The organism is Caulobacter sp. FG121, from assembly GCF_057809815.1.
The window spans coordinates 121,033-143,590 of sequence record NZ_JBMDKR010000001.1 but is presented as its reverse complement, the minus strand read 5'-3'; the positions used below and the strand labels follow the sequence as shown (position 1 = coordinate 143,590).

Annotated in this window: 23 protein-coding genes and 1 tRNA gene; 13 read left to right on the top strand and 11 right to left on the bottom strand. The window is 67.3% G+C overall.

What is annotated here, in order from left to right; all coding sequences use genetic code 11:
• Positions 1 to 18 precede the first annotated feature (18 nt).
• The 5 genes from ACODSL_RS00750 to ACODSL_RS00730 form a co-directional block, all read right to left on the bottom strand.
• Positions 19 to 2,436 (bottom strand): PAS domain S-box protein, encoded by a 2,418-nt coding sequence (locus tag ACODSL_RS00750; protein ID WP_488898710.1) that lies wholly within the window; start codon positions 2,434 to 2,436, stop codon positions 19 to 21.
• 64 nt (positions 2,437 to 2,500) lie between these two features.
• The gene (locus ACODSL_RS00745; protein WP_488899715.1) at positions 2,501 to 2,848 is read right to left on the bottom strand and encodes a response regulator; all 348 of its coding nucleotides are present in this window, start codon (positions 2,846 to 2,848) and stop codon (positions 2,501 to 2,503) included.
• Between the two features lie 171 nt (positions 2,849 to 3,019).
• Complete coding sequence (locus ACODSL_RS00740; RefSeq protein WP_488898709.1) at positions 3,020 to 3,499, bottom strand: nuclear transport factor 2 family protein; 480 nt, start codon at positions 3,497 to 3,499, stop codon at positions 3,020 to 3,022.
• Complete coding sequence (locus ACODSL_RS00735; protein WP_488898708.1) at positions 3,496 to 4,134, bottom strand: pyridoxamine 5'-phosphate oxidase family protein; 639 nt, start codon at positions 4,132 to 4,134, stop codon at positions 3,496 to 3,498. Before ACODSL_RS00735 ends, ACODSL_RS00740 begins: the two co-directional genes overlap by 4 nt.
• Before the next feature lie 55 nt (positions 4,135 to 4,189).
• Positions 4,190 to 4,735: a carboxymuconolactone decarboxylase family protein gene (locus ACODSL_RS00730; RefSeq protein WP_488898707.1), complete on the bottom strand. Its 546-nt coding sequence runs from the start codon at positions 4,733 to 4,735 to the stop codon at positions 4,190 to 4,192.
• A gap of 117 nt (positions 4,736 to 4,852) precedes the next feature.
• On the opposite strand from ACODSL_RS00730, the gene ACODSL_RS00725 reads away from it, so the two are divergent.
• Positions 4,853 to 5,749 (top strand): LysR family transcriptional regulator, encoded by an 897-nt coding sequence (locus tag ACODSL_RS00725; protein ID WP_488898706.1) that lies wholly within the window; start codon positions 4,853 to 4,855, stop codon positions 5,747 to 5,749.
• Positions 5,750 to 5,773: 24 nt separating this feature from the next.
• Here the strand turns inward: ACODSL_RS00725 and ACODSL_RS00720 are convergent, their stop codons facing one another.
• Complete coding sequence (locus ACODSL_RS00720) at positions 5,774 to 6,148, bottom strand: VOC family protein (protein WP_488898705.1); 375 nt, start codon at positions 6,146 to 6,148, stop codon at positions 5,774 to 5,776.
• A 385-nt stretch (positions 6,149 to 6,533) separates the two neighbouring features.
• On the opposite strand from ACODSL_RS00720, the gene gltB reads away from it, so the two are divergent.
• Both gltB and ACODSL_RS00710 read left to right on the top strand, forming a co-directional pair.
• The gene (gene gltB / locus ACODSL_RS00715) at positions 6,534 to 11,174 is read left to right on the top strand and encodes a glutamate synthase large subunit (protein ID WP_488898704.1); all 4,641 of its coding nucleotides are present in this window, start codon (positions 6,534 to 6,536) and stop codon (positions 11,172 to 11,174) included.
• A gap of 15 nt (positions 11,175 to 11,189) precedes the next feature.
• Positions 11,190 to 12,641, top strand: coding sequence for a glutamate synthase subunit beta (locus ACODSL_RS00710; protein ID WP_488898703.1), 1,452 nt, complete (start codon positions 11,190 to 11,192; stop codon positions 12,639 to 12,641).
• A 122-nt stretch (positions 12,642 to 12,763) separates the two neighbouring features.
• On the opposite strand, the gene ACODSL_RS00705 is transcribed toward ACODSL_RS00710, so the two are convergent.
• Positions 12,764 to 12,839, bottom strand: a tRNA-Lys gene (locus ACODSL_RS00705).
• Between the two features lie 85 nt (positions 12,840 to 12,924).
• Between ACODSL_RS00705 and ACODSL_RS00700 the strand changes: the two genes are divergently transcribed.
• The gene (locus ACODSL_RS00700; RefSeq protein ID WP_488898702.1) at positions 12,925 to 13,266 is read left to right on the top strand and encodes an Hpt domain-containing protein; all 342 of its coding nucleotides are present in this window, start codon (positions 12,925 to 12,927) and stop codon (positions 13,264 to 13,266) included.
• On the opposite strand, the gene ACODSL_RS00695 is transcribed toward ACODSL_RS00700, so the two are convergent.
• Entirely contained in the window at positions 13,267 to 13,539 is a 273-nt protein-coding gene (locus ACODSL_RS00695; RefSeq protein WP_488899714.1) for a chorismate mutase, read from the bottom strand.
• Positions 13,540 to 13,615: 76 nt separating this feature from the next.
• Positions 13,616 to 14,572, bottom strand: a complete 957-nt coding sequence (gene gcvA, locus ACODSL_RS00690; protein ID WP_488898701.1) for a transcriptional regulator GcvA — start codon at positions 14,570 to 14,572, stop codon at positions 13,616 to 13,618.
• A gap of 173 nt (positions 14,573 to 14,745) precedes the next feature.
• Here gcvA and cobA point away from each other — a divergent pair, with 173 nt between their 5' ends.
• Genes cobA through ACODSL_RS00665 form a run of 5 tightly spaced genes read left to right on the top strand, consistent with a single transcriptional unit; the run spans position 14,746 to position 18,950 of the window.
• Positions 14,746 to 15,708 (top strand): uroporphyrinogen-III C-methyltransferase, encoded by a 963-nt coding sequence (cobA, locus tag ACODSL_RS00685; RefSeq protein ID WP_488898700.1) that lies wholly within the window; start codon positions 14,746 to 14,748, stop codon positions 15,706 to 15,708.
• Positions 15,705 to 16,067 (top strand): DUF2849 domain-containing protein, encoded by a 363-nt coding sequence (locus tag ACODSL_RS00680; RefSeq protein ID WP_488898699.1) that lies wholly within the window; start codon positions 15,705 to 15,707, stop codon positions 16,065 to 16,067. Before cobA ends, ACODSL_RS00680 begins: the two co-directional genes overlap by 4 nt.
• Positions 16,068 to 16,073: 6 nt before the next feature.
• Positions 16,074 to 17,732, top strand: a complete 1,659-nt coding sequence (locus ACODSL_RS00675) for a nitrite/sulfite reductase (protein WP_488898698.1) — start codon at positions 16,074 to 16,076, stop codon at positions 17,730 to 17,732.
• Positions 17,716 to 18,213, top strand: coding sequence for a DUF934 domain-containing protein (locus tag ACODSL_RS00670; protein ID WP_488898697.1), 498 nt, complete (start codon positions 17,716 to 17,718; stop codon positions 18,211 to 18,213). Before ACODSL_RS00675 ends, ACODSL_RS00670 begins: the two co-directional genes overlap by 17 nt.
• Complete coding sequence (locus tag ACODSL_RS00665) at positions 18,213 to 18,950, top strand: phosphoadenylyl-sulfate reductase (RefSeq protein WP_488898696.1); 738 nt, start codon at positions 18,213 to 18,215, stop codon at positions 18,948 to 18,950. The genes ACODSL_RS00670 and ACODSL_RS00665 overlap by 1 nt, the downstream gene beginning before the upstream one ends.
• On the opposite strand, the gene ACODSL_RS00660 is transcribed toward ACODSL_RS00665, so the two are convergent.
• Both ACODSL_RS00660 and ACODSL_RS00655 read right to left on the bottom strand, forming a co-directional pair.
• A complete protein-coding gene (locus ACODSL_RS00660; protein ID WP_488898695.1) occupies positions 18,947 to 19,237 on the bottom strand; it encodes a putative quinol monooxygenase in 291 nt (96 codons plus the stop codon). The genes ACODSL_RS00665 and ACODSL_RS00660 overlap by 4 nt on opposite strands.
• 1 nt (position 19,238) lies before the next feature.
• Complete coding sequence (locus ACODSL_RS00655; RefSeq protein WP_488898694.1) at positions 19,239 to 19,754, bottom strand: 3D domain-containing protein; 516 nt, start codon at positions 19,752 to 19,754, stop codon at positions 19,239 to 19,241.
• Between the two features lie 93 nt (positions 19,755 to 19,847).
• Between ACODSL_RS00655 and ACODSL_RS00650 the strand changes: the two genes are divergently transcribed.
• From ACODSL_RS00650 to ACODSL_RS00635, 4 genes are read left to right on the top strand one after another with little or no spacing between them, the layout of a single operon-like run.
• Positions 19,848 to 20,432: a glutathione S-transferase family protein gene (locus ACODSL_RS00650; RefSeq protein WP_488898693.1), complete on the top strand. Its 585-nt coding sequence runs from the start codon at positions 19,848 to 19,850 to the stop codon at positions 20,430 to 20,432.
• 27 nt (positions 20,433 to 20,459) lie between these two features.
• Complete coding sequence (locus ACODSL_RS00645; RefSeq protein ID WP_488898692.1) at positions 20,460 to 21,473, top strand: phospholipase C/P1 nuclease family protein; 1,014 nt, start codon at positions 20,460 to 20,462, stop codon at positions 21,471 to 21,473.
• Positions 21,473 to 21,919 carry an NUDIX domain-containing protein gene (locus ACODSL_RS00640; protein ID WP_488898691.1) on the top strand — a complete coding sequence of 149 codons (447 nt, stop codon included), beginning with the start codon at positions 21,473 to 21,475 and terminating at the stop codon, positions 21,917 to 21,919. The genes ACODSL_RS00645 and ACODSL_RS00640 overlap by 1 nt, the downstream gene beginning before the upstream one ends.
• A 1-nt stretch (position 21,920) precedes the next feature.
• Positions 21,921 to 22,544, top strand: a complete 624-nt coding sequence (locus ACODSL_RS00635; protein ID WP_488898690.1) for a class I SAM-dependent methyltransferase — start codon at positions 21,921 to 21,923, stop codon at positions 22,542 to 22,544.
• The last annotated feature ends 14 nt before the right edge of the window (positions 22,545 to 22,558 follow it).

Here is a 22,558-nt window from a genome sequence, read left to right as displayed (position 1 = left end):
GGCCGCCCTCTCGCCCGCTCAGGCCAGAGCGGGCGAGGGCAGGGTTTGGTCTCCCCGGATTTCCTCGAGATAGGCGGACAGCGCCGCGGCTGACATCCCGGCAGCGCCGCCGTCTGCCCTGCTGGCGGCCGCCTCAAGCGTGGCGGACATGTCGGTGATGGTCGGGAAGCCGAAGGCGCCGCCAGATCCGCGCATGTTGTGCGCGAGGTAGACGACCCGGTCGAGGTCGTGCTCCGCCAGCGCGACGTGGATCGCCAGCGCGTTTTCCCGGCAGTTCTCCAGATAGGCCGGCACGCGCTCGGCGATGCGGGCGTTGAGGCGCGGGGGCGCGCCCGGCTGGCCCTGAGCGAGACCGGCGGTTCGGCGCGACAGGGCAAACACGTCGCGGATCGCTCGCAACAGAACATCCTGCTTGATCGGCTTGGTCAGAAAGGCCGTGCAACCGGCCGCCAGACAGGTTTCCCGGTCTCCCTTCAGGGCCGACGCCGTCAGGGCGATGATCGGCGCCGGGGCGCGGCCATTGTCCTTTTCCCAGGTGCGGATGGCCCGGGTCGCCGTCAGGCCGTCCATGACCGGCATCTGGCGGTCCATCAGGACCAGATCGTAGTCACCGGTGAAGAACATATCGCAGGCGATCGCTCCGGTCGGGGCGATCGAGATCCGGTAGGGGGTGTCCGCCAGGTAGGCCATGATGATCGTGCAGTTGTCGGGGGAGTCCTCGACCAGCAGGATATTCAGGGCGGGCAGGGGAGTCCGCGCGTCAGCGCCCACCGGGAGGATTTCGGGACGGTTCTGGGGCGCCCAGATTTCGAAGGGCGCGGCGAAGGCGAACACGCTGCCTTCGCCCAGTTCGCTTTCAACCCAGATGCGCCCGCCCATCAGCTCGACGAGACGGCGCGAAATGGTCAGACCAAGGCCCGAACCGCCGAACCGGCGGGTGGTCGAGGAATCGGCCTGGGTGAATCGCTCGAAGATGCGCGCCAGTTTCTCGTGCGGGATGCCGATGCCCGTATCGGCGACAGTGAACCGCAGAGCCGCCGGCGTCGCCGGGTTTCCGTCGGGCTGAACGCGGAGTGTGACCTGGCCGACCTCTGTGAACTTTATGGCATTGCCCAGCAGATTGAGCAGGACCTGGCGCAGACGTGTCGGATCGCCGAGCAGGTCCGTGGGCGTTCCCGGCGCGATCTCGAACGTCAGGCTCAGGCCCTTCTCATGGGCCCTCGGGGCGACCATCTCGACGACCTTTTCGACCAGGTCGCCGAGCAGAAAGCCGGTCTGTTCCAGCTCCAGCTGTGAGGCTTCGACCTTGGAAAGGTCCAGGATGTCATTGATCAGGTTCAGAAGATTGTCGCCTGCACGGCGGAAGATCTGAACGTACTTGTCCTGCTCGTCGGTCAGCTCGGTCTGGGCCAGCAGGTCGGCGATGCCCATGATCGCGTTCATCGGCGTGCGGATTTCGTGGCTCATGCTGGCCAGGAAGTCCGACTTCGAGCGGCTGGCGCTTTCGGCGACGGCCCTGGCCTGCTTCAGCTCGGCCTCGACCTGCTTGCGCTCGGTGATGTCCCGCGCGGCGGCGAACACGCCCTGCAAGGTGCGGCCCCGGTCGTAGAAGGTCGTGGCGTTATAGGAGACAACGGTTTGCTGGCCGTCGCGGGCACGGGCTGTCAGCTCGTAGTCCGTGACCTTCTTCTCGCTCAGGACCCGCCTGATGCCGGCTTCGGCGCGTTCCGGATCGGTGAAATAGTCCTTGAACGGCGCGCCGATCAGCTCGTCGCGGGTGCAGCCGGTCAACGCCTCCATCTGCTTGTTCACGTCAGTGATGATGCCGTGCGGGTCGGTGGTCATCAGAGCGTCGATGTTCGATTCGATCAGCGAGCGCGTGTAGAACTGCTGGTCGCGCAAACGCTGGTCGGACTTCTTCTGCTCTTCCTCGACCAGCTTGCGGGCCGTGTTGTCCGTTCCGATCAACAGGTAGCCGATGATCGCCTCCTGCGCGTCGCGCAAGGCTGTGACCGAGACCACGGCCGGGAACCGTGTCCCGTCCTGGCGGATATAGGTCAGCTCGTAGATGTCCTCGATCCCGCGTGACGCCTTGAAAACGAGGGCTTCGAAGCCCGGCGTAATGGCCGTGGCGAGCTCGACGCTGAGCGCCTTGGCGCGGGAGATCAGTTCGGACGGGTCCGAGATGTCGGCGGGGGTGATCTTGTTGACGACGTCGGCGGCGGCATAGCCGAGCATCCGCTCGGCGCCGACGTTGAAGATCTGGATGACGCCGCGGGCGTCTGTGGCGATGCTTGAAAAGTTGGCGCTGTTGAAGATGGCGCTTTGCAGCGCGCCGGCCTTGAGCAGGGATTCCTCGGCAAGCTGACGCGAAGCGCTGTCAGGGAGCCCCGGACGATCTTTCGCCCCGGCGCCGTCACGGCCTACGGTTTTCACGTTGTCCCCCCGGCCCCGTGTCCGGAGCGCTTTTCCATCCGCCAGATCGCCCGCGAGGGCCTGGCTAGTGCAGCGCCGCGCTTACGGAGTGTCTGAGTTCCGCCTCGCCGTAGGGTTTGCGCAGGAACGTTCCGCCATCGACGAACAGCGCGTTGGTCTCGTGGGTCATCTCCGAGCCGCTGACATAGAGAACGCGCATGGCCGGCCTCAGCGCCACGCCCTGCCTCGCCACGTCGAAACCGGCCAGCAGGACTGAACCGAGACGGATATCGGTGAACAGCATGTCGATATGGCCGGCGGCCTGAAGATGCGTCAGCGCCTCGCCCACGTCGCCCGCGGAGAGCGTGTCATGTCCCTGATCAGCCAGCAGGATCTCCGCCAACTGGAGGATGAAGGAGTCGTCTTCGAGGATCAGGATCGTGGCGATGGCGACACTTTCTGTGGCGATTGCCGGCCGAAAGGCCGGTTCGCGGGTCTCACGCGGGCGTCACCGCAGTCCGGTCTTGGGGGACATAACCCTGTCGGGCGGGAATGGTTCCATGCCAACCGGATTATTATTTCCGAAGTTCCCTCCAGAGCGCGTCTAGAGACCCAGGTCGCTCAGGCCCGGATGCTCCTCAGGTCGCGTACCAGAGCGGTCCCAGTGGAATCGCCGATCGGCTTCGGTGATCGGCACGTCATTGATGCTGGCGTGGCGTTCAAGCATCAGCCCGTGGGCATCAAACAGCCAGTTCTCGTTTCCGTGGGCCCGAAACCACTGACCGTCGGCATCGCGCCACTCGTAGGCGAACCGCACGGCGATGCGGTTGTCGGTGAAGGCCCAGAGCTCCTTGATCAGGCGGTAGTCGTCCTCCCGGGACCATTTGTCGGCGAGGAAGGCGATGATCGCCGCCCGGCCTTCCAGAAAGGTGCTTCGATTGCGCCAGCGGCTGTCGGCCGAATAGGCGAGGGCGATACGCTCCGGGTCGCGTGAATTCCACGCGTCCTCGGCTTTGCGGATCTTTTCGATCGCCGCCTCGCGGGTGAAGGGCGGCAGGGGCGGGCGGCTGGTCGTGTCGGTCATGGTCGGGACTCCGGGGCGGCGCCGGCGAGCCGGTCGCGCAGGTTCTGGTTTTCGGCCTCCAGGGCCGCGAGGCGCTGACGCAGCGGCGTTGTCGCTGCCTCGATTTCGGCGACCGTGAACTGCGGCGTGATGTGTTGCGGGCAGTTCCAGTCAAAGGCCTCGACCTCGATCACGAAGGCCCGTTCAGCCCTCGCGCGGTAGTCCGGCAGGGCCAGCCGCGCCGCGAGACCGGCGTCTTCCGACAGATCCCGGGCGGTCATGCGGCCAAGCAGCTTGAGCCGGCGGCGATTGGGGTAGTCCATCAGGATCAGCGCGACACGGTTGTCGGCGGTGACGTTTCCGAGGCTCAGGTACTGGCGGTTTCCCCGGAAGTCGGCGAAGGCCAGCGTCGTGGCGTCGATCACTTTCAGAAATCCGGGCGGCCCGCCGCGATGCTGGACGTAGGGCCAGCCGGTTTCCGAGCAGGACGCCATGTAGAAGCTGTCCCGCGCCGCGATGAAGTCCGCTTCTTCGTCCGACAAGAGGTCTGCGGTGGGCCCCGCCGAAGGGCCATCGTAGGCCGCGAAGCTGCCCAGCGCCTTTCGGGCATCGAGCACGGCCGGCGTAGAGGTGATGTCGAGAAATCGACGGGTCATGGCGTCTTCCCCCGGGGACCGGCGCCGGCGAACTTGGCCGCCGGCGCCAGTGTGATCAGGCGGCTTCGGAGGACAGGACGACCGGGAAGTCGATGTCTGTCCGGGCGACGTTGTTGACGAAGTTGGTCAGAACGTTTTCGGCGACGAGCGCGACGATCTCGATGATCTGGGCGTCGCTGAAGCCGGCCATCCGCACGGCCTGGAGGTCGACATCGCTGACCTTGCCGCGGGTTTCCGCGATGGTGGCGGCGAAGCGCACCGCGGCGTGGGCCTTCGGATCGGACGAGGCGCCGCGACGGTTCAGGGCAATCTCCGCGCCGTCGATCTTCGCCAGGTTCAGGCCCAGGTAGGTGTGGGCCGACAGGCAGTAGTCGCAGCCGTTGACCTGGGCGACGGCGAGCGCGATCCGCTCGCGGGTCTTGACGTCGAGCGCCTTCGACAAGGCGCCGCTCAGGCCGAGCATGCCCTGAAGGGCGGCGGGGCTGAGGCCGACGAGGCGGAACAGGTTGGGCACGACGCCCAGTTGCTTCTCGACGGCGTCGAGCAGGGGGCGGGTTGCGTCGTGGGCGGCTTCACGGGCGGGGATGGCGATACGGGACATGGGAAACTCCGGAGTTATGGGCCGGCTCGGCCGGCGGTTCCGAAGACATACGAGCGCCACCTTCGCGCGATAATAGGTCCATTTGACAAATCATTATTGCTTATGTTGAAATAATACATGGATCACCTTCAGGCCATGCGGACCTATGTCGCCGTCGCGACCTTTGGCAGCTTCGCCGAGGCGGCCCGGCGACTGCGGCTATCGCCCTCGGCGGTGACGCGCTCGGTCGCGGACCTTGAGGATCGCCTTGGCCTGACGCTGCTGAACCGGACGACGCGATCGGTGAAGCTGACCGATCGCGGGCGGATTTATCTCGAGAGCTGCCGGCGCATTCTGGACGATCTGGATGTCGCCGAACGACAGGTCCGCGGCGAGGACGCCGCGCCGCGAGGCCTGCTGACCATCTCGGCGCCGGTCATGTTTGGTCGGCTTCACGTGCTGCCGCTGGTGACGGGCCTGCTTGCGACCTTCCCCGAGTTGGACGTCAGGCTCGCCTTGTCGGACCGCAATGCTCATTTCGTGGACGAGGGCGTGGATGTCGCGGTGCGGATCGGTGTTCTGGCCGACAGCGGGATGGTCGCCGCGCGGCTGGGCGCGGTGAGCCGGGTGCTGGTCGCCAGCCCCGGGTATCTCGCCCGCCGGGGGAGCCCGGCCATGCCGTCAGACCTGGCGTCGCACGACATCGTCGCGTTCGAGGCCATCGACGCGACCAATGACTGGCGCTTTGGCGACGAGGCTGTCCGGCTGTCGCCCCGGCTGGTCGTAAACAGCGCGGACGCCGCCATCGCCGCTGCCGAGCAGGGCGCCGGCGTCACGCGGGCCTTGTCGTATCAGGTGCAGGAGGCGATCGCGGTCGGCCGTCTTGTCCCGGTGATCGAATCGTTCAGCGCCGCCAGGTTGCCCGTCCAGGCGCTCTATCCGGCGCGGCGCGCGGCGTCACCGAACGTCGCCGCTTTCGTAAAGGTCGCGCGCGAGCGGTTTCGTGACAGCCCGCTGACCGCGCGAGGCGACTAGCGGGCTGCCAGCGCAGTCCGTTCTTTACATGCGGTGCAGGCCGCAGAGCTTGTTGCCATCCGGGTCGCGCAGATAGGCGAGGTACATCTTTCCGGTCGCGCCCGCGCGTACGCCGGGCGGATCCTCGCAGGTCGTGCCGCCGGCCGCGACGCCGGCCGCGTGCCAGGCGTCAGCCTGTTCGGGCGAGGCGCAGGCGAAGCCGATGGTGCCGCCGTTCGGCGCGGTGGCGGGCTCGCCGTTGATCGGCTTCGACACCGAGAAGATGCCGGTCGGCGTCATGTAGAAGATGCGGTGGCCGTCAACGCGCGCCGGCGGAACGCCCAGCGTGCCGAGCAGAGCGTCGTAGAAGCTCTTGGCGCGGTCGAGATCGTTTGTGCCGATCATGATGTGCGAGAACATGTGATTTTCCTCTCCCCGAGCGACGTTCAGCCCGAATCCGGCCCGTGCGCTTGTCCCTTGCAATGACGACGGTTCTTCCACGAGCCCGGCCAGCCGGGCAAGCCTTCAGCATGAGTTGATCCCGCGGGCTTTCCTGGCGTCTGCCCCGAATGTCCGATCGCCGGGTCCTGGTGATGCGGGCCCGCCGCATATTTCGTTTGGCTATTCCTTCAAATTCGCCAATTGCGCAAAAAATTACCACCCGGGTATCGCGGGGCTTCGAAATGGGAAGAAAATTACCTTTTGCGCGATCGTTCGCCTTGCCGCTAATGCCGCCTCGAATTTGCCTCGGCCGTCCATGCGACGGTCGGTCGGCAAGCCTGTGTCCAATTCCCGAGGAACCCCGATGGGCGCTCCAGATTCTCAAGGTCTCTACGACCCCCGCAACGAGCATGACGCCTGCGGCGTCGGCTTTGTGGCCAACATCAAGGGGCGCAAGTCCCATGAGGTGGTGGCCTGTGGTCTGGAGATCCTGATCAATCTCGACCACCGGGGCGCCGTGGGCGCTGATCCGCTGGTCGGGGATGGCGCCGGGATTCTGATCCAGATGCCCGATGCGCTGCTGCGCGACTGGGCGGACAAGGCGGGCGTGACCCTGCCGGCGCCGGGCGACTATGCGGTGGCCATGTGCTTCCTGCCGCGCGACCAGGAGTCGCGCGATGTCGCCGTCGCCCAGTTCGAGCATTTCCTGAAGGTCGAGGGCCAGACCTTCATCGCCTGGCGGGACGTGCCGATCGACACGACCGGCCTTGGCGAGGCCGTGCTGGCCGAGATGCCCGTGATCCGCCAGGCCATCGTCGGGCGAGGCGAGGGGACCAAGGACCAGGACGCCTTCGAGCGCAAACTGCTGACCATCCGCAAGCAGCTGCAGAACCCGCTGGCCGAGCTGGCGGTGAAGAAGAACCTGCCGGGGCTCGTCCAGCTCTACCTGCCGTCGTTCTCGACCCGGACCGTGGTCTACAAGGGCCTGCTGTTGGCCGGCCAGGTTGGGTCGTTTTACCGCGACCTGAAGGACCCGCTGACCGAGTCCGCGCTGGCCCTGGTGCACCAGCGGTTCTCGACCAACACCTTTCCGTCCTGGAAGCTGGCCCACCCCTACCGGTTCATCGCCCACAACGGCGAGATCAACACCGTGCGGGGCAACGTCAACTGGATGAACGCCCGGCGTCGCACGCTGGAGTCGGACCTGCTGGGCCCCGACCTCAACAAGATGTGGCCCCTGATTCCGCACGGCCAGTCGGACACCGCCTGTCTCGATAATGCGCTCGAGCTGCTGGTCGCCGGCGGCTATCCGCTGGCGCATGCGGTGATGATGCTGATCCCCGAAGCCTGGGCCGGCAATCCGTTGATGGATCCCAAGCGGAAGGCCTTCTACGAGTACCACGCCGCCCTGATGGAGCCGTGGGACGGCCCCGCCGCCGTAGCCTTCACCGATGGTCGCCAGATCGGCGCCACGCTGGACCGCAACGGCCTGCGTCCGGCCCGCTTCGTCATCACCGACCAGGACCATGTGATCATGGCGTCCGAGGTCGGCGTGCTGACGGTTCCCGAGGAACGTGTCGTCCGCAAATGGCGCCTGCAGCCCGGCAAGATGCTGCTGATCGACATGGAGCAGGGGCGGATCATCGAGGACGAGGAGATCAAGGCCTCCCTCGCCGACGCCGAGCCCTACGCCGAATGGCTGGCCCGCACCCAGTTCAAGCTGGAAGATCTGCCCGAGGCGCCGCCCGCCGACGCCCTGGAGGGTGGCGATCCCCGGCAGCTGCTCGATCGCCAGCAGGCCTTCGGCTACACCCAGGAAGACCTGCAGTTCTTCCTCGAGCCGATGGCCCAGACAGGCGACGATCCGATCGGCTCGATGGGCGCCGATGTGCCGATCGCGGTGCTCTCGAAGCGGCCCAAGTTGCTGTACGAGTACTTCAAACAGAACTTCGCCCAGGTCACCAACCCGCCGATCGATCCGATCCGTGAGGAACTGGTCATGAGCCTGGTGTCGATGATCGGCCCGCGGCCCAACCTGCTCGGCCGCCAGGCGGGCACGCACAAGCGGCTGGAGGTGTCACAGCCGATCCTGACCAACGAGGATCTGGCCAAGATCCGCGCGATCAGCGAACTGCTGGACGGCGCCTTCCGCACCGCCACACTCGACGCCACCTGGCCGGCCGAGGAAGGCGGCGCGGGCCTCGAGAAGGCGCTTGATCGCCTGTGTCGCGAGGCCACGGACAATGTCCTGGCCGACATGAACATCCTGATCCTGTCGGACCGCGCCACCTCGTCCGACCGCATCGCCATCCCGGCCGTCCTCGCCACGGCAGCAGTGCACCATCACCTGATCCGGCAGGGGCTGCGCATGCAGACCGGTCTGGTCATCGAGACCGGCGAAGCCCGTGAGGTGCATCACTTCTGTGTTCTGGCCGGGTATGGCGCGGAGGCGGTGAACCCCTATCTGGCGTTCGAGACGCTGGAGCATCTGCGGGTCAGAAACGACTACGCCCTGACCGCCTACGAGGTGCGCAAGAACTTCATCAAGGCCGTCGGCAAGGGTCTGCTGAAGGTCATGTCCAAGATGGGCATCTCAACCTACCAGTCCTACTGCGGCGCCCAGATCTTTGACGCGATCGGCCTGAACTCCGACGTGATCGCGCAGTATTTCACCGGCACCGCCACGACGATCGAGGGCATCGGTCTCTCCGGCATCGCCGAGGAAGCCGTCCGCCGCCACCGCGATGCGTTCGGCGACAACCCGATCTACGCCTCGATGCTCGACGTGGGCGGCACGTTCGCCTTCCGTCTGCGCGGGGAGGAGCATGCCTGGACGCCCGAGACGGTCAGCCGCCTGCAGCATGCCGTACGCGGCAACCTGCCGGACGAGTACAAGGCCTTCGCCGACGGGATCAACGAGCAGTCCCAGCGCCTGCTGACGATCCGGGGACTGATGCGGTTCCGGCCGGCCGAGACGCCGCTAGACCTCGATGATGTCGAGCCGGCCAGCGAGATCGTCAAACGCTTCGCCACCGGGGCGATGAGCTTCGGCTCCATCAGCCGTGAAGCCCACACCAACCTCGCCGTGGCGATGAACCGTATCGGCGGCAAGTCGAACACGGGGGAGGGCGGCGAGGAGGCCGACCGGTTCAGGCCGCTGCCAAACGGCGACTCGATGCGATCGGCCATCAAACAGGTCGCCTCGGGTCGCTTCGGCGTCACCGCCGAGTACCTGGTCAACGCCGACGACATTCAGATCAAGATGGCCCAGGGCGCCAAGCCCGGCGAAGGCGGTCAGTTGCCTGGTCACAAGGTCGACCGGAATATCGCCCGCGTCCGTCATTCGACGCCGGGCGTGGGGCTGATCAGCCCGCCGCCGCACCACGACATCTATTCGATCGAGGATCTGGCCCAGCTGATCCACGACCTGAAGAACGCCAACGCCAGGGCGCGTATCTCGGTAAAGCTGGTCTCCGAGGTCGGGGTTGGCACAGTCGCGGCCGGTGTCGCCAAGGCGCGGGCGGACCACATCACCATCTCCGGCTTCGAGGGCGGCACCGGCGCATCGCCGCTGACATCCCTGATCCACGCCGGCTCGCCCTGGGAGATCGGGCTGGCCGAAACGCAGCAGACCCTGCTGCTCAACGGCCTGCGCAGCCGCGTCGCGGTTCAGGCTGATGGCGGTCTTCGCACCGGTCGGGACGTCGCGGTCGCCGCCCTGCTGGGCGCCGACGAGTTCGGCTTCGCCACGGCGCCGCTGATCGCGTCGGGCTGCATCATGATGCGCAAGTGCCACCTCAACACCTGCCCTGTGGGCGTGGCGACACAGGACCCGGTGTTGCGGGCGCGGTTCACCGGCCAGCCCGAGCACGTGATCAACTACTTCTTCTTCGTCGCGGAAGAGCTGCGCGAGATCATGGCCGATCTGGGCTTCCGCACCGTCTCCGAGATGGTCGGTCAGGTCGACCGGCTGGAGATGACGGACGCCGTCGAGCACTGGAAGGCCGGCGGAGTCGACTTGTCGAAGATCCTGCACGTGGTGACGCCCGAATTCGCGACGAGCCTGTCGAACACCGACCGGCAGAACCACGAGCTGGAGAAGGCGCTCGACAACACCCTGATCGCTGACGCGGCGGCGGCGCTCGACAACGGGACGCTGGTGCGGGGTGACTACACGATCCGCAACATCAACCGTACCGTCGGGACCATGCTGTCGTCGGAGGTGGCGCGACGGTACGGCCATGCGGGCCTTCCCGAGAACACCATCAGTCTGACCTTCCACGGCACGGCGGGCCAGAGCTTCGGGGCCTTCGCGGCGCGGGGCGTCACGCTGGAGCTGATTGGCGACGGCAACGACTATGTCGGCAAGGGCTTGTCCGGCGGCCGGGTGGTCGTGCGGCAGCCGAAGGAATCCACGCGGGATCCTGTCGAGAACATCATCGTCGGCAATACCGTCCTCTACGGCGCCATCGCCGGCGAGGCCTACTTCCAGGGCGTGGCAGGCGAGCGCTTCGCGGTTCGCAATTCAGGCGCCGTGACAGTGGTCGAGGGCACCGGTGATCACGGCTGTGAGTACATGACCGGCGGCGTGGTCGTGGTGCTGGGCGCCACCGGTCGCAACTTCGCTGCCGGCATGTCGGGCGGGGTGGCCTACGTCTACGACGCCGACGGCCGGTTCCCGTCGCTGTGCAACGCCGCGATGGTCGACATCGACCCGATCGCGCCGGCCGACGACGACGAGCCGCGTGACGGCCGTCCTCTTCAGGGGGCGGTCTCGGTCGAGAACAATGGCATGGGCGACATGCTTGCGTTCGACGCCGAGCGGCTCCGCATCTTGATCGAACGCCATCGCCTCTACACGGGCAGCGCCCGGGCCGGAGAGATCCTCGACAACTGGGATGCGGCCCTCGGCCGGTTCTGGAAGGTCATGCCCAAGGACTACCGCCGGGCGCTGACGGACATGGCCAACGAACGCGCGGCGGCTGCGGCCGTCGCCGCCGAATAGAGTCGGAGCATACCCATGGGCAAGCCAACCGGCTTTCTTGAAATCGAGCGTCAGGATCGTGGCTACGAGAAGCCCGCCGAACGCCTGCGCAACTGGAACGAGTTCGTTCGGCCGCTGCCCGAGCAGACCCTGAACCAGCAGGCGTCCCGTTGCATGGATTGCGGGATACCGTTCTGCCACAGCGGCTGTCCGGTGAATAACCAGATCCCGGACTTTAACAATCTGGTCTATCGCGAGCAGTGGCGGACGGCGCTGGAGAACCTCCAGTCGACCAACAACTTCCCCGAGTTCACGGGCCGCGTCTGCCCCGCGCCCTGCGAGGCGTCCTGCACGCTGAACATCATCGACACCCCGGTGACCATCAAGACGATCGAATGCGCGATCGTCGACAAGGGCTGGGAAGAGGGCTGGATCGAGCCCCGCCCATCGCCGCGCGGCACGGGCAAGCGGGTCGCCGTCGTCGGGTCGGGCCCCGCGGGTCTCGCCTGCGCCCAGCAGCTGGCCCGCGCCGGCCACGCCCCCACGGTGTTCGAGAAGAACGACCGTGTCGGCGGCCTGCTCCGGTACGGCATTCCGGACTTCAAGATGGAGAAGCATCTGATCGACCGCCGGGTCGCCCAGATGGAAGCCGAGGGCGTGATCTTCCGCACCAGCGTGGAGATCGGCGTGAACGTCTCGGTGCAGCGCATTCTCGACGACTACGACGTCCTGGTGATGGCCGGTGGCGCGGAAAACCCGCGCGACCTGGAGGTCCCCGGCCGCGAACTGGACGGCATCCACTTCGCCATGGATTTTCTGGTCCAGCAGAACCGGCGCAACGCGGGCGACGATGAGGCGAAAGCCGCGCCCGGCGGAACCCTGTCCGCGGCCGGCAAGCATGTCGTGGTCATCGGTGGCGGCGACACCGGGTCGGACTGTATCGGCACCTCGAACCGACACGGCGCGGCGTCGGTGACCCAGCTGGAGATCATGCCCCAGCCGCCCCTGCACGAGAACAAGCAGATGACTTGGCCGGACTGGCCGATGAAGCTGCGGACCTCGACGAGCCACGAAGAAGGTTGCGAGCGCGACTTCGCCGTCGCTACCCGGCGGGCTCTCGGCTCAAACGGCAAGGTCGAGGCGCTCGAGTGCGTTCGCATGCACTGGGTTCCCGGCCGGGATGGCCGCCAGGTGCTCGAGGAGGTTCCGGGCAGCGCGTTCGAGATCAAGGCTGATCTGGTGTTGCTGGCGATGGGCTTCGTCTCGCCACGCCATACCGCCTTCACCGAACAGGCCGGCATCGAGTTCGACGCGCGCGGAGCCGTCAGGGCGCCGACCACGGACTATCGGACGACGGCGCCGAACATCTTTTCCTGCGGCGACATGCGTCGTGGCCAGTCGCTGGTGGTCTGGGCGATCCGCGAAGGCCGCCAGTGCGCCCAGGCGATCGACGCCTACCTGATGGGAGCCAGCAAGCTGCCGCGCTGAGTCGCATACGGCCCGCGCGAGCACCGGCATGGCGCGGGTCGACACGTTCCGATGGGAACCCGGCGATTTCGTACTGAAGGGACACCGAAAGCGCGGTCCTGAACCCGATCAGGACCTTGCGATGGTGGGTGCAGTAGGATTCGAACCTACGACCCGCTGATTAAGAGTCAGCTGCTCTACCAACTGAGCTATGCACCCGTATCGACGTTTCGGAACTCTGCGAGGCCCGGCGGCGAGGGCGCGGAACATAGCCGAAAAGACCGGGGACGCAAGGGCGATACTGATGGCCAGACGAGACATTACCGGCGCGGTCGATTTTCCGTATCTGGAGCAGTTCGCCGCGGGCGATTCCGGGGTGATCGACGAGGTGCTCGAGCTGTTCCAGGAGCAGGCGCAGATGTGGTCGCCGATGCTCAACGCCGCGTCCGACGGCTGGCGCGATGCGCTGCATACGGTGAAGGGCGCGGCGCGCGGCGTCGGGGCCCACGCGCTGGGCGACGCCTGTGAACGGGCGGAGCTTCAGGGCGTGCATGCGCTGCCGGACGTCCACGCGGCGCTCGATGCAGCCCTGTTCGACATCGCCGCTTACCGCCACGAGAAGGCGTTGCGTTCGCTGAAGCGCTGATCAGCCGCGCGTGCGGTCCCAGACGCCGAACTCATAGGCGATGCAGCGGTCGACCAGGGTGCGCCAGACAGGCTCGGCGATCGCTTCCGACAGGCCGGCCGCACGGGCCGCGGCCTTGACCTTGGTCACCACGTCCTCGATGCGCGCCTCGTCTCGCACGACATTGCGGTCGGGCTTGATGCGGGCGGCGGCGTCCATGTAGCCCTGACGCTCCGCGAGCAGGGCGACCAGCGCCCGGTCGAGGGCGTCAACGCCCTGGCGAACCTCGGCCATCGTTGTGCAGTCAAGCGGCGCGATGCGCCCACCCTCGGCGAGGAGGTCCGCCGCGTTCAATACATCTTTGGCCACGTCAGATACCGGCGCCGTTGTCCATGGTCTGGAGCGCCGCCTCGTGGGCGGCGGCCTCCTGTGAGAGCCAGGAGACGAACGCCTTCACCTGCGGCAGCCGCCCCTTGGTCTTGGGATGGACGACGTAATAGGCGAAGTCCACGGCGGTGGCGATGGGAAACGGCGTCACCAGACGGCCCGCGTCGAGGTCGGCCTGGGCCAGGGTGCGCTTGGCCAGGGCGACGCCCCGGCCGTTGACCGCGGCCTCGATCACCAGGCTCGACTGGTTGAAGCGTGGTCCGCGGGTCCCGTCGACCGTCTTGATGCCGCGCGCCGCCAGCCACATCGCCCAGTCGGGGCAGGAATCGTCGGCGTCGGGCGAGCCGTCGTGCAGCAGGATGTGGCCGGTCAGCTCGGACGGATCGTTGAGGGGATGGGTCGCCAGAAGCGACGGGCTGATCACCGGAATCACCGTCTCGCTGAGCAGCCGGGTGACCTCCAGGCCCGGATAGCGGCCGCCGCCATAGCGGATGGCCAGATCGACCTCGCCGCTGGCGAAGTCGACGACTTCCATGCCGGCGCTGAGCCAGACGTCGACCTGCGGCTGGGCCTCCTCGAACTTGCCCAGTCTTGGCACCAGCCATTTGGCGGCGAAGGAGGGGGCGGCGGTCAGGGTCAGGCGCCGGCCGTCGACCGCGGCGGTCAGCAGGCCGGCGGCTTCGGCCAGCCGGTCAAACGCCTCGCGCAGGGCGGGGAGGGCGGTCTGCGCCGCATCCGTCAGCAGCAGACCCTTGGGCGTGCGTTTGAACAATGCCGCGCCGACATAGTCCTCGAGGTTCTGGATCTGCTGGCTGACGGCGCCGGGCGTGACCGACAGTTCGTCCGCGGCGCGGCTGAAATTCAGGTGCCGCGCGGCGGCCTCGAAGGCCCTCAGGGCGTTCAGCGGCGGCAGCCGTCTGCGCTCGTTCGATCGTTCCATAGAAATCCTGAGGCCCCCGGCAGAACTCTTGGTTTGCGAAGTGGGCGTGGCGCTCCCAGTTTGCAACTGTTCAGAGGCGCGTCGGCCCTTTTCGCCGCTGGACAGGTGACGGGGCGGGCCTTCACGGTCCGCCCCGCTCCGATTTGTCAGGCTTATAGAGAAACTATCGCGAAATGTCCCGGGCCTCCCGCACAATCCCGTCCCGCCGCCTCGTCGCCCTGGATAGCGCGACGGTCGCCGCCAGGCCCGGTAAGGTCTGGCTGGTCGGCGCCGGACCGGGTGACCCCGAGCTACTGACCCTGAAGGCCGCGCGTCTGATCGCGGCGGCCGGGGTCATCGTGCATGACGGTTTGGTCTCCGCCGACATCCTCGCCATGGCCGCGCCGGACGCGCGGCTGATCGACGTGGCCAAGCGCAAGAGCCGCCACACCCTGCCGCAGGACGACATCAACCGCCTGCTGGTCGCCTTCGCGCTTCAGGGTCTGGACGTCGTCCGGCTGAAGGGCGGCGACCCGTTCATCTTCGGGCGCGGCGGTGAAGAGCTGGAAGAATGCCGCGCCGCGGGCGTCGTTTGCGAGGTCGTGCCCGGCGTCACCGCCGCCCTGGCCGCCTCGGCAAGCGCCGGCGCGCCGCTGACCCACCGGGGTTTGGCCCAGGCCGTGACCTTCGTGACCGGTCATGCCGCGCACGGTGAGCCGGACCTCGACTGGGATCATCTGGCGAAGGCCAACCAGACCGTCGTCATCTATATGGGGCTCTCGACCGCCGGCCTGATCGCCGACCGGCTTATGACCGCCGGCCGCGACGCCGCGACGCCGGCCCTGATCACCGTCAACGCCAGCCGTGCTGACGAAGCGCGTTATCCGACGACCCTGGGTGAGCTGGCGAGCACGGCCGAGGGCCTGTCGGGCCCGGCGCTCCTGATCGTCGGCGAGGCGATGGCGCTGTCTGTTTCAACGTCAATTCTCCCCGCTAGCGGGGAGGGGGACCCTGCGGAGCAGGGTGGAGGGGTCAGCGCCGACCGGGCCGGACCGACCGGATTTCAGGATTTTGCCGCTGGCGTTCGCGCCGCCCCCTCCACCGCCCTCCAGGCGGTCCCCCTCCCCGCGACGCGGGGAGGAAGGAGCCTTTCATGAAAGCCCTCACCGCCAATCGCCTGATCGACGGCGAGGTCGTGTTCTGGCTGGACGGCCAGTGGGTCGAGCGGTTCGCCGACGCCGAGCGCTTCGCCGACGATGACGCCGCCGGACCGGCCGCAGTCGACGCCGCGCTGGGCCAGTCGACCGTTATCGTCGAGCCCTATCTGATCGATATCGTCGAGGCGCCCGGCGGCTGGGCGCCCGTCAGCTACCGCGAGCGCCTGCGTGCGCTCGGCCCCACGAATGAACCCACACACGGCAAGCAGGCCGAGGGCGGCGCCGGCATCGAGGCGATCCTCGCGGCCACGGGCGTGGCCCGCTCGACCGGCCGTGTCGACCTGATCCGCAGGAAGTAGTCCCGCATGTATCGCTACGACGCCATCGACAAGGAATTCCTGGCCGACCGGGCCGCCGAGTTTCGCGGCCAGGTCGCGCGCCGGCTGACCGGGGAGATCACGGAAGATCAGTTCAAGCCGTTGCGGCTGATGAACGGCCTGTATCTGCAGCTGCACGCCTACATGCTGCGGATCGCCATCCCCTACGGCTCGCTGGACAGCCGGCAGATGCGCCGGATGGCCCATATCGCCCGCGTCTACGACAAGGGCTACGGCCATTTCACCACGCGCCAGAACCTGCAGCTGCACTGGATCAAGCTGGGCCAGGTGCCGGACATCCTCGACCTGCTGGCCGAGGTCGACCTGCATGCCATCCAGACCAGCGGCAACTGCATCCGCAACGTCACGGCCGACCCCTATGCCGGCGCCACGGCCGAGGAGATCGACGATCCGCGCGTCTGGTCGGAGGTGATCCGCCAGTGGTCGACGCTGCATCCCGAGTTCAGCTACCTGCCGCGCAAGTTCAAGTTCGCGGTCACGGCGGCCGCGAAGGACCGTACGGCGGCGCGGGTCCACGATATCGGCCTGGTGCTGCGCCGGGCGCGGGACGGATCGCTGGGCTTTGAGGTGATCGTCGGCGGCGGACAGGGGCGCACGCCCTACGTCGGCCCGACGATCCGCGAGCACCTGCCGGTCGACAGCCTGCTGAGCTACCTGCAGGCCATTCTGCGCGTCTACAACCGCCACGGCCGGCGGGACAACAAGTACAAGGCGCGGATCAAGATTCTCGTCGCCTCGCTCGGCGCCGAGGAGTTTGCGCGTCAGGTCGAGGAGGAGTGGGGCAAGATCGACTCGCCGCAGGCCGACCTGCCCGAGGCGGAGCTGGCCCGCATCCGCGGCGCCTTCACGCCGCTGGCCTTTGATGTCCTGCCGGCGCGATCCGAAGCGTTCGAGGCGGCGAAGTCCGGCAGCCCCGCGCTGGCGCGGTTCGCCCGCAACAACGTCAAGCCGCACAAGAAGGCCGGCTACGGCATCGTCGAGATTTCGCTGAAGGCGCACGGCGCCACACCCGGCGACGCCTCTGCCGACCAGATGGATCTCGTCGCCGATCTCGCCGAGCGCTACAGCCTCGACGACATCCGGGTGACGCATGAGCAGAACCTGGTCCTGCCGCACGTGAAGCTGGACGACCTGCCGGCCGTGCACGCGGCGCTGGCGGAGGCAGGCCTTGCCACGCCGAACATCGGCCTGATCAGCGACATCATCGCCTGCCCGGGGCTGGACTACTGCGCCCTGGCTAACGCCCGCGCCATCCCGATCGCCCAGGCCATCGCAAAGCGGTTCGAGGATGCGGACCGGTCGGAGCTGATCGGCGAGCTGAAGATCAAGATCAGCGGCTGCATCAACGCCTGTGGCCATCATCACGTCGGCAACATCGGCATCCTCGGCGTCGACAAGAAGGGCGAGGAATTCTACCAGCTCAGCCTCGGCGGCTCGGGCCAGGAAGACGCGTCGCTGGCCCAGATCCTCGGGCCCGGTATGTCGGCCGAGCGCGTGCCGGACGCCATCGAGACCCTTGTCGACACCTATCTTTCCGTCCGTCAGGGCGAGGAACGGTTCCTCGATACGGTGCGTCGCGTGGGCATGGCCCCGTTCAAGGAGGCCGTCTATGCCGACGCTCATTAAGCTCGCCGACGGCCGCTACAGCGCCGCCCCCGACAACTTCACCACCGTCGCCGACGAGGACGCGATCCCCGAAGGCCCGGTGATCCTGTCGCTGACCCGCTTCCAGGCCGAAGGCGACGCGCTGCTCTCGGCCGGTCGGCCGGTGGGCGTGAAAATCCTTCCCGACGAAGCCGTCGAGGACCTGGCCTATGACCTGCCTCGCCTGGCGGTCGTGGCGCTGGCGTTCCCCAAGTACGCCGACGGCCGGGCCTACAGCTCCGCCGCCCTCCTTCGGCAGCGCCTCGGCTATGCCGGAGAGGTGAGGGCCGTGGGCGATGTCCTGCGTGAGCAGGCGTCCAACATGGTTCGCTGCGGCATGGACGCGTTCGTCCCTGCCGACGGGTCGACGGCGGAAGACTGGGCCGTCGCCGCCGGCCGCTATCGTCATGTCTACCAGCGGGCGGTTGACGCCCGTCCGCCGGTCTTCGAGGAGCGAGGCTGATGGCCTTCGATCAACTCGAGCGGTCCCCGACCCTGGCCGCCCGCCTGGACGCCGAGCTACGCTCGGCTCACCCCCGCACGGTCATTGAAGCGGCGTTCGAGACCTTCGGGCCGAAGCTGGCGCTGGTTTCGTCCTTTGGCGCGGAATCGGCGGTGCTGCTGCATCTCGCCAGCCAGGTCAGCAAGGACATCCCGGTGCTGTTCCTCGATACCGGCATGCTGTTCGGTCAGACGCTGGACTACCGCAAACAGCTGGCCGCGCAGCTAGGCCTGACGGATGTGCGGGACCTGCGCCCGCGGTTCGCCGACATCGCCGTGCACGATCCCAAGGCGGACCTGTGGAAGACCGACACGGACGCCTGTTGCAACATCCGCAAGGTCATCCCGCTGGACAAGGCGCTGGAGGGCTTCGACGCCTGGATCACCGGCCGCAAGCGCTTCCACGGCGGTGACCGGCTGCGCCTGTCGGTGGTCGAGGAGGCGGATCACCAGATCAAGTTCAATCCCCTGGCCAACTGGGGCAAGGAAGACCTCGACGCCTACGTCGCCGAGCATGCGTTGCCGGCCCATCCGCTGGTCGCCCAAGGCTTCCCGTCGATCGGTTGCTGGCCCTGCACAAAGCCCGTCGAAGAAGGCCAGGACGTCCGCGCCGGGCGCTGGGCGGGGCAGGACAAGACCGAGTGCGGCATCCACGTCGCCCGGGCCCCGTCGCCGCCGAACGTCGGCGGGGATATCTAGCCCGCGACGTCCAGTATTTCCGGCCCCTTGGAGCCACCAGCGGAAAGGCCTCGAACCTTGCGCATGAAGTCGTTCGACTCCGGCACGGCGAAGTGGGCCTTCAAGGCCGCGCGGTCGGCCCAGCGTTCGAAAAAGAACAGCTTCAGGCCGTTTTCGCTGTCGATGTACAGATCATGGCTCAGACAGCCCGGCTCCTGGCGCGAGCGGCGGCTGTGGTCCTGGCAAAGTGCGATCAGATCGGAGAGCGTCTCGGGCCTGGCCAGAATCCATCCCGTGACGACGACCATGTCAGCGCGAGGCGACCTGGCGGTCGGCGCGGGGGCAGCCTTCAAACGTGCCGACCTTCGAGACGGTCACCGCGCGCATGTTCAGCTTCATCAGCGGGCCCATCGAGCCCTTGCCCGATCCGGTGAACAGGTCGATGCGATTGCCCTTGATCGCGCCGCCGATGTCGGAGGCGTACCAGTAGCCGTCATGGACCGAGCCGTCGGGCATCGGCATGCCGACCGTTTCCCTGATGAACAGGATGGTGCGGCGGGGGATCATGGTGCGGTCGACGGCGGCCGTGCGCATGGCCACGGTCGGGCAGCCCAGCGAGTCGCGGCCCCCAACGCCCGGCGCGCCGCCATGGTAGAGACTGGCTTTCAGAACCAGCTCAGGCGCGGCAGCCGGCGTCGTCGCGGCGGAGTCCTGGAGTGCGGTCTGGATCAGGTCTGCGATCGGATCGACCGCGGACTGCGCAAACGCTGGCGGGGTGAACAGACCCACGGACAACGCGGCGAGGCATGGCAGGATGCGTTTCAAACGCGCCCCCCTGTTTGTTTCTCGGAGGCGCTGTCTATCCGCCATCGGCGCGCGTAACAACCCTTGTCGATCAACCCACAGGAGAACGGCGATATGCTTACGGTCTACGGCGACAGCATTTCGGGCAACTGCCTGAAGGTGAAATGGACGGCGGAAAAGCTCGCGATTCCATACCGTTGGCGCGAACTCGACGTGCTGAAGGCGGAGACCCGGTCGCCCGATTTCCTCGCCCTGAATCCGGCCGGGCAGGTGCCGCTGGTCATCCTGCCGGATGGACGCGCGCTGGCCCAGTCGAACGCCATCATCGTCCATCTGGCCGAAGGATCGGCCCTGATTCCCGCCGACGCCTATGATCGCGCCAAGATGTTCGAATGGCTGTTCTGGGAGCAGTACAGCCACGAACCCTACGTCGCCGTGGCCCGGTTCCAGATGGCCTATCTGGGCAAGCCGCGCGAGGACCTCGACGCAAAACTGGTGGAGCGGGGTCGCGCGGCCCTGCAGCGGCTCGAGGACGGGCTGGAAGAGACACAATTCCTCGTCGGCGACAGCGTCAGTCTCGCCGACGTCTCATTGGTCGCCTATACCCGGGTGGCGCACGAGGGCGGTTTCGACCTCGCGGACTATCCGCGGGTCAAGGCCTGGGTTGCGCGTGTCGAGGCCGCGCTCGGGATCGTCTGACGCCGCCTGCTGCTCGGGAGTTCCGCCATGCGGGCCACACGTCGTTTCCTGGCCGCCACGGCCGCCATCGCCCTGTGCCTGACCCCGGTCGCGGCTGCGTCCTGGGGATCCAGCGGGCACCGGATTACCGGCGTCCTTGCCATTGAAGGCCTGCCAGCCGAGGTGCCCGCCTTTCTCCGCGGCCCGGCGGCGGCGGCGGCCATGGGGGAACTGGCGCGCGAGCCCGACCGCTCCAAGGCCTCGGGCAAGATCCACGACCTGAACAGGGAGCCGGCCCACAACATCGACATCGACGACCAGGGCAAGATCCTCGGGGCCATTCCCTTCACGACGCTGCCGCCGACCCGCGAGGACTATGAGGTGGCATTGCAGGCCGGCGGGACCAACAGCTGGGACGCCGGCTACCTGCAGTACGCCATCATCGATGGCTACCAGCAGCTGGTCCGCGACTTCGCCAACTGGCGCGTCGTGGCCTACGGCGAAAAGCACTCCAGCGGCGCGAAGAAGGCCTGGTTCAAGGCCGACCGTATTCGCCGGGAGCAGATTCTGATGGTCGATCTCGGCTATCTCGCCCACTTCGTAGGCGACGGCAGCCAACCCCTGCACACCTCGATCCACTACAACGGCTGGGGGGCCTATCCCAATCCGGAAGGCTTCACGACCGACAAGATCCATTCGCCGTTCGAGAGCGCCTTCATCGGCGGCGCCCTGACCGCGGACATCGCCCGCAAGGAAATGCGGCCATTCCGGAGCTGCGGCTGCCCGATCGAGCAGCGCACGATCGCCTATGTCCTCGACGCCAACAGCAAGGTCGTTCCGCTCTACCGTCTCTGGAAGGCGGGCGCGTTCCAGCCGGGTCACAAGGAGGGCGTCGACTTTGCCGCCGAGCGGCTGGCCGCCGGCGCCTCGGAAATACGCGACCTGACCGTCGAGGCCTGGCGCGAAAGCGCGACGATCAAGGCGGGCTGGCGGCCGGTCAGCGTCGCCGACGTCGAAGCCGGCAAGGTCGATCCCTACGAGGCGATGCGAGGCGTCGACTGATGCCGCAGTTCGGCGAACCACTGCCGGGGCGGGTCCATCGCGACCGGCCGGCTGCCTTCGGTATCGCCGAGCGTGAGGGCCTGATCGCCGTGGTTCGGGTGCGGCCGACCGAGGGCGGCGACTGGCTCGACCTGCCGGGCGGCGCGATCGATCCGGGCGAGGACGAGGTTCAGGCCGTTGTCCGCGAGTTCGGCGAGGAGACCGGTCTGGTCATCACACCCGGCGCCCGGATCGTCGGCGTCTCCCAGTATTTCGTCATGTCCGACGGCGAAGCGGTGAACAACCACTGCGGCGTTTACGCGGTAGCGGTGACGGGTGAGAATGCGGTGTTGAAGATCGAAGACGATCACACGCTGGTATGGGTCGCCCCGGATGAAGCCGTGCGACGGCTGCGGCACGAGGCTCATGCCTGGGCGGTAGCAAAATGGATACGGGACAAGCGCTGAGATGACCTCCTTCTACGATCGCCACATCATGCCGCGCCTGATCGGCTGCGCCTGCGCCAGCAAGCCGATCATGAAGCAGCGGGTGAAGGTCGTGCCCAGGGCCGCCGGCAAGGTGCTGGAGCTCGGCATCGGCGGCGGGCTGAACCTGCAATTCTACGACCCCTCGAAGGTCGAGAGCGTGTCGGGCGTCGACCCGTCGGCCGAGCTTCGCGCCTTTGCGCAGGACGCCGAGCGCCCCGAGGGCCTCAAGGTCGACATCCAGAAAGGGACCGCCGAAGCCCTGCCGTTCGAGAGCGGCAGCTTCGACTGCGTCGTCTGCACCTTTACCCTCTGTTCGGTTCAGTCGCCGCGCGACGCCCTGGCGGAAGCGAAGCGGGTGCTGAAGCCCGGCGGCCGATTTCTGTTCTGTGAGCACGGCCTGGCGCCCGACCCGGAGGTCGCGAAATGGCAAAACCGCCTCGAGCCGATGTGGAAAGCCATCGCCGGGGGCTGTCACCTGACGCGGCCGATCACCGCTTCGGTCGCCGAGGCCGGGCTGACCGTGACGAGCAGTGAACGAATGTATCTGCCCGGCACGCCGCGCGTGCTGGGATGGAGCGAATGGGGCGAAGCCGTCGCCGCCTGACGCCTGCATGCCCG

Coding starts and splice junctions, on each gene's coding strand:
- ACODSL_RS00740 (WP_488898709.1), bottom strand. CDS start 3,499: ATGACCGACACGACCAGCCGCCCGCCCCTGCCGCCCTTCACCCGCGAG.
- ACODSL_RS00675 (WP_488898698.1), top strand. CDS start 16,074: ATGTATCGCTACGACGCCATCGACAAGGAATTCCTGGCCGACCGGGCC.
- ACODSL_RS00650 (WP_488898693.1), top strand. CDS start 19,848: ATGCTTACGGTCTACGGCGACAGCATTTCGGGCAACTGCCTGAAGGTG.
- ACODSL_RS00660 (WP_488898695.1), bottom strand. CDS start 19,237: ATGGTCGTCGTCACGGGATGGATTCTGGCCAGGCCCGAGACGCTCTCC.
- ACODSL_RS00640 (WP_488898691.1), top strand. CDS start 21,473: ATGCCGCAGTTCGGCGAACCACTGCCGGGGCGGGTCCATCGCGACCGG.
- ACODSL_RS00670 (WP_488898697.1), top strand. CDS start 17,716: ATGCCGACGCTCATTAAGCTCGCCGACGGCCGCTACAGCGCCGCCCCC.
- ACODSL_RS00635 (WP_488898690.1), top strand. CDS start 21,921: ATGACCTCCTTCTACGATCGCCACATCATGCCGCGCCTGATCGGCTGC.
- gcvA (WP_488898701.1), bottom strand. CDS start 14,572: ATGGAACGATCGAACGAGCGCAGACGGCTGCCGCCGCTGAACGCCCTG.
- ACODSL_RS00645 (WP_488898692.1), top strand. CDS start 20,460: ATGCGGGCCACACGTCGTTTCCTGGCCGCCACGGCCGCCATCGCCCTG.
- ACODSL_RS00665 (WP_488898696.1), top strand. CDS start 18,213: ATGGCCTTCGATCAACTCGAGCGGTCCCCGACCCTGGCCGCCCGCCTG.
- ACODSL_RS00720 (WP_488898705.1), bottom strand. CDS start 6,148: ATGTTCTCGCACATCATGATCGGCACAAACGATCTCGACCGCGCCAAG.
- ACODSL_RS00725 (WP_488898706.1), top strand. CDS start 4,853: ATGGATCACCTTCAGGCCATGCGGACCTATGTCGCCGTCGCGACCTTT.
- ACODSL_RS00695 (WP_488899714.1), bottom strand. CDS start 13,539: ATGGCCGAGGTTCGCCAGGGCGTTGACGCCCTCGACCGGGCGCTGGTC.
- cobA (WP_488898700.1), top strand. CDS start 14,746: ATGTCCCGGGCCTCCCGCACAATCCCGTCCCGCCGCCTCGTCGCCCTG.
- gltB (WP_488898704.1), top strand. CDS start 6,534: ATGGGCGCTCCAGATTCTCAAGGTCTCTACGACCCCCGCAACGAGCAT.
- ACODSL_RS00730 (WP_488898707.1), bottom strand. CDS start 4,735: ATGTCCCGTATCGCCATCCCCGCCCGTGAAGCCGCCCACGACGCAACC.
- ACODSL_RS00710 (WP_488898703.1), top strand. CDS start 11,190: ATGGGCAAGCCAACCGGCTTTCTTGAAATCGAGCGTCAGGATCGTGGC.
- ACODSL_RS00700 (WP_488898702.1), top strand. CDS start 12,925: ATGGCCAGACGAGACATTACCGGCGCGGTCGATTTTCCGTATCTGGAG.
- ACODSL_RS00735 (WP_488898708.1), bottom strand. CDS start 4,134: ATGACCCGTCGATTTCTCGACATCACCTCTACGCCGGCCGTGCTCGAT.
- ACODSL_RS00680 (WP_488898699.1), top strand. CDS start 15,705: ATGAAAGCCCTCACCGCCAATCGCCTGATCGACGGCGAGGTCGTGTTC.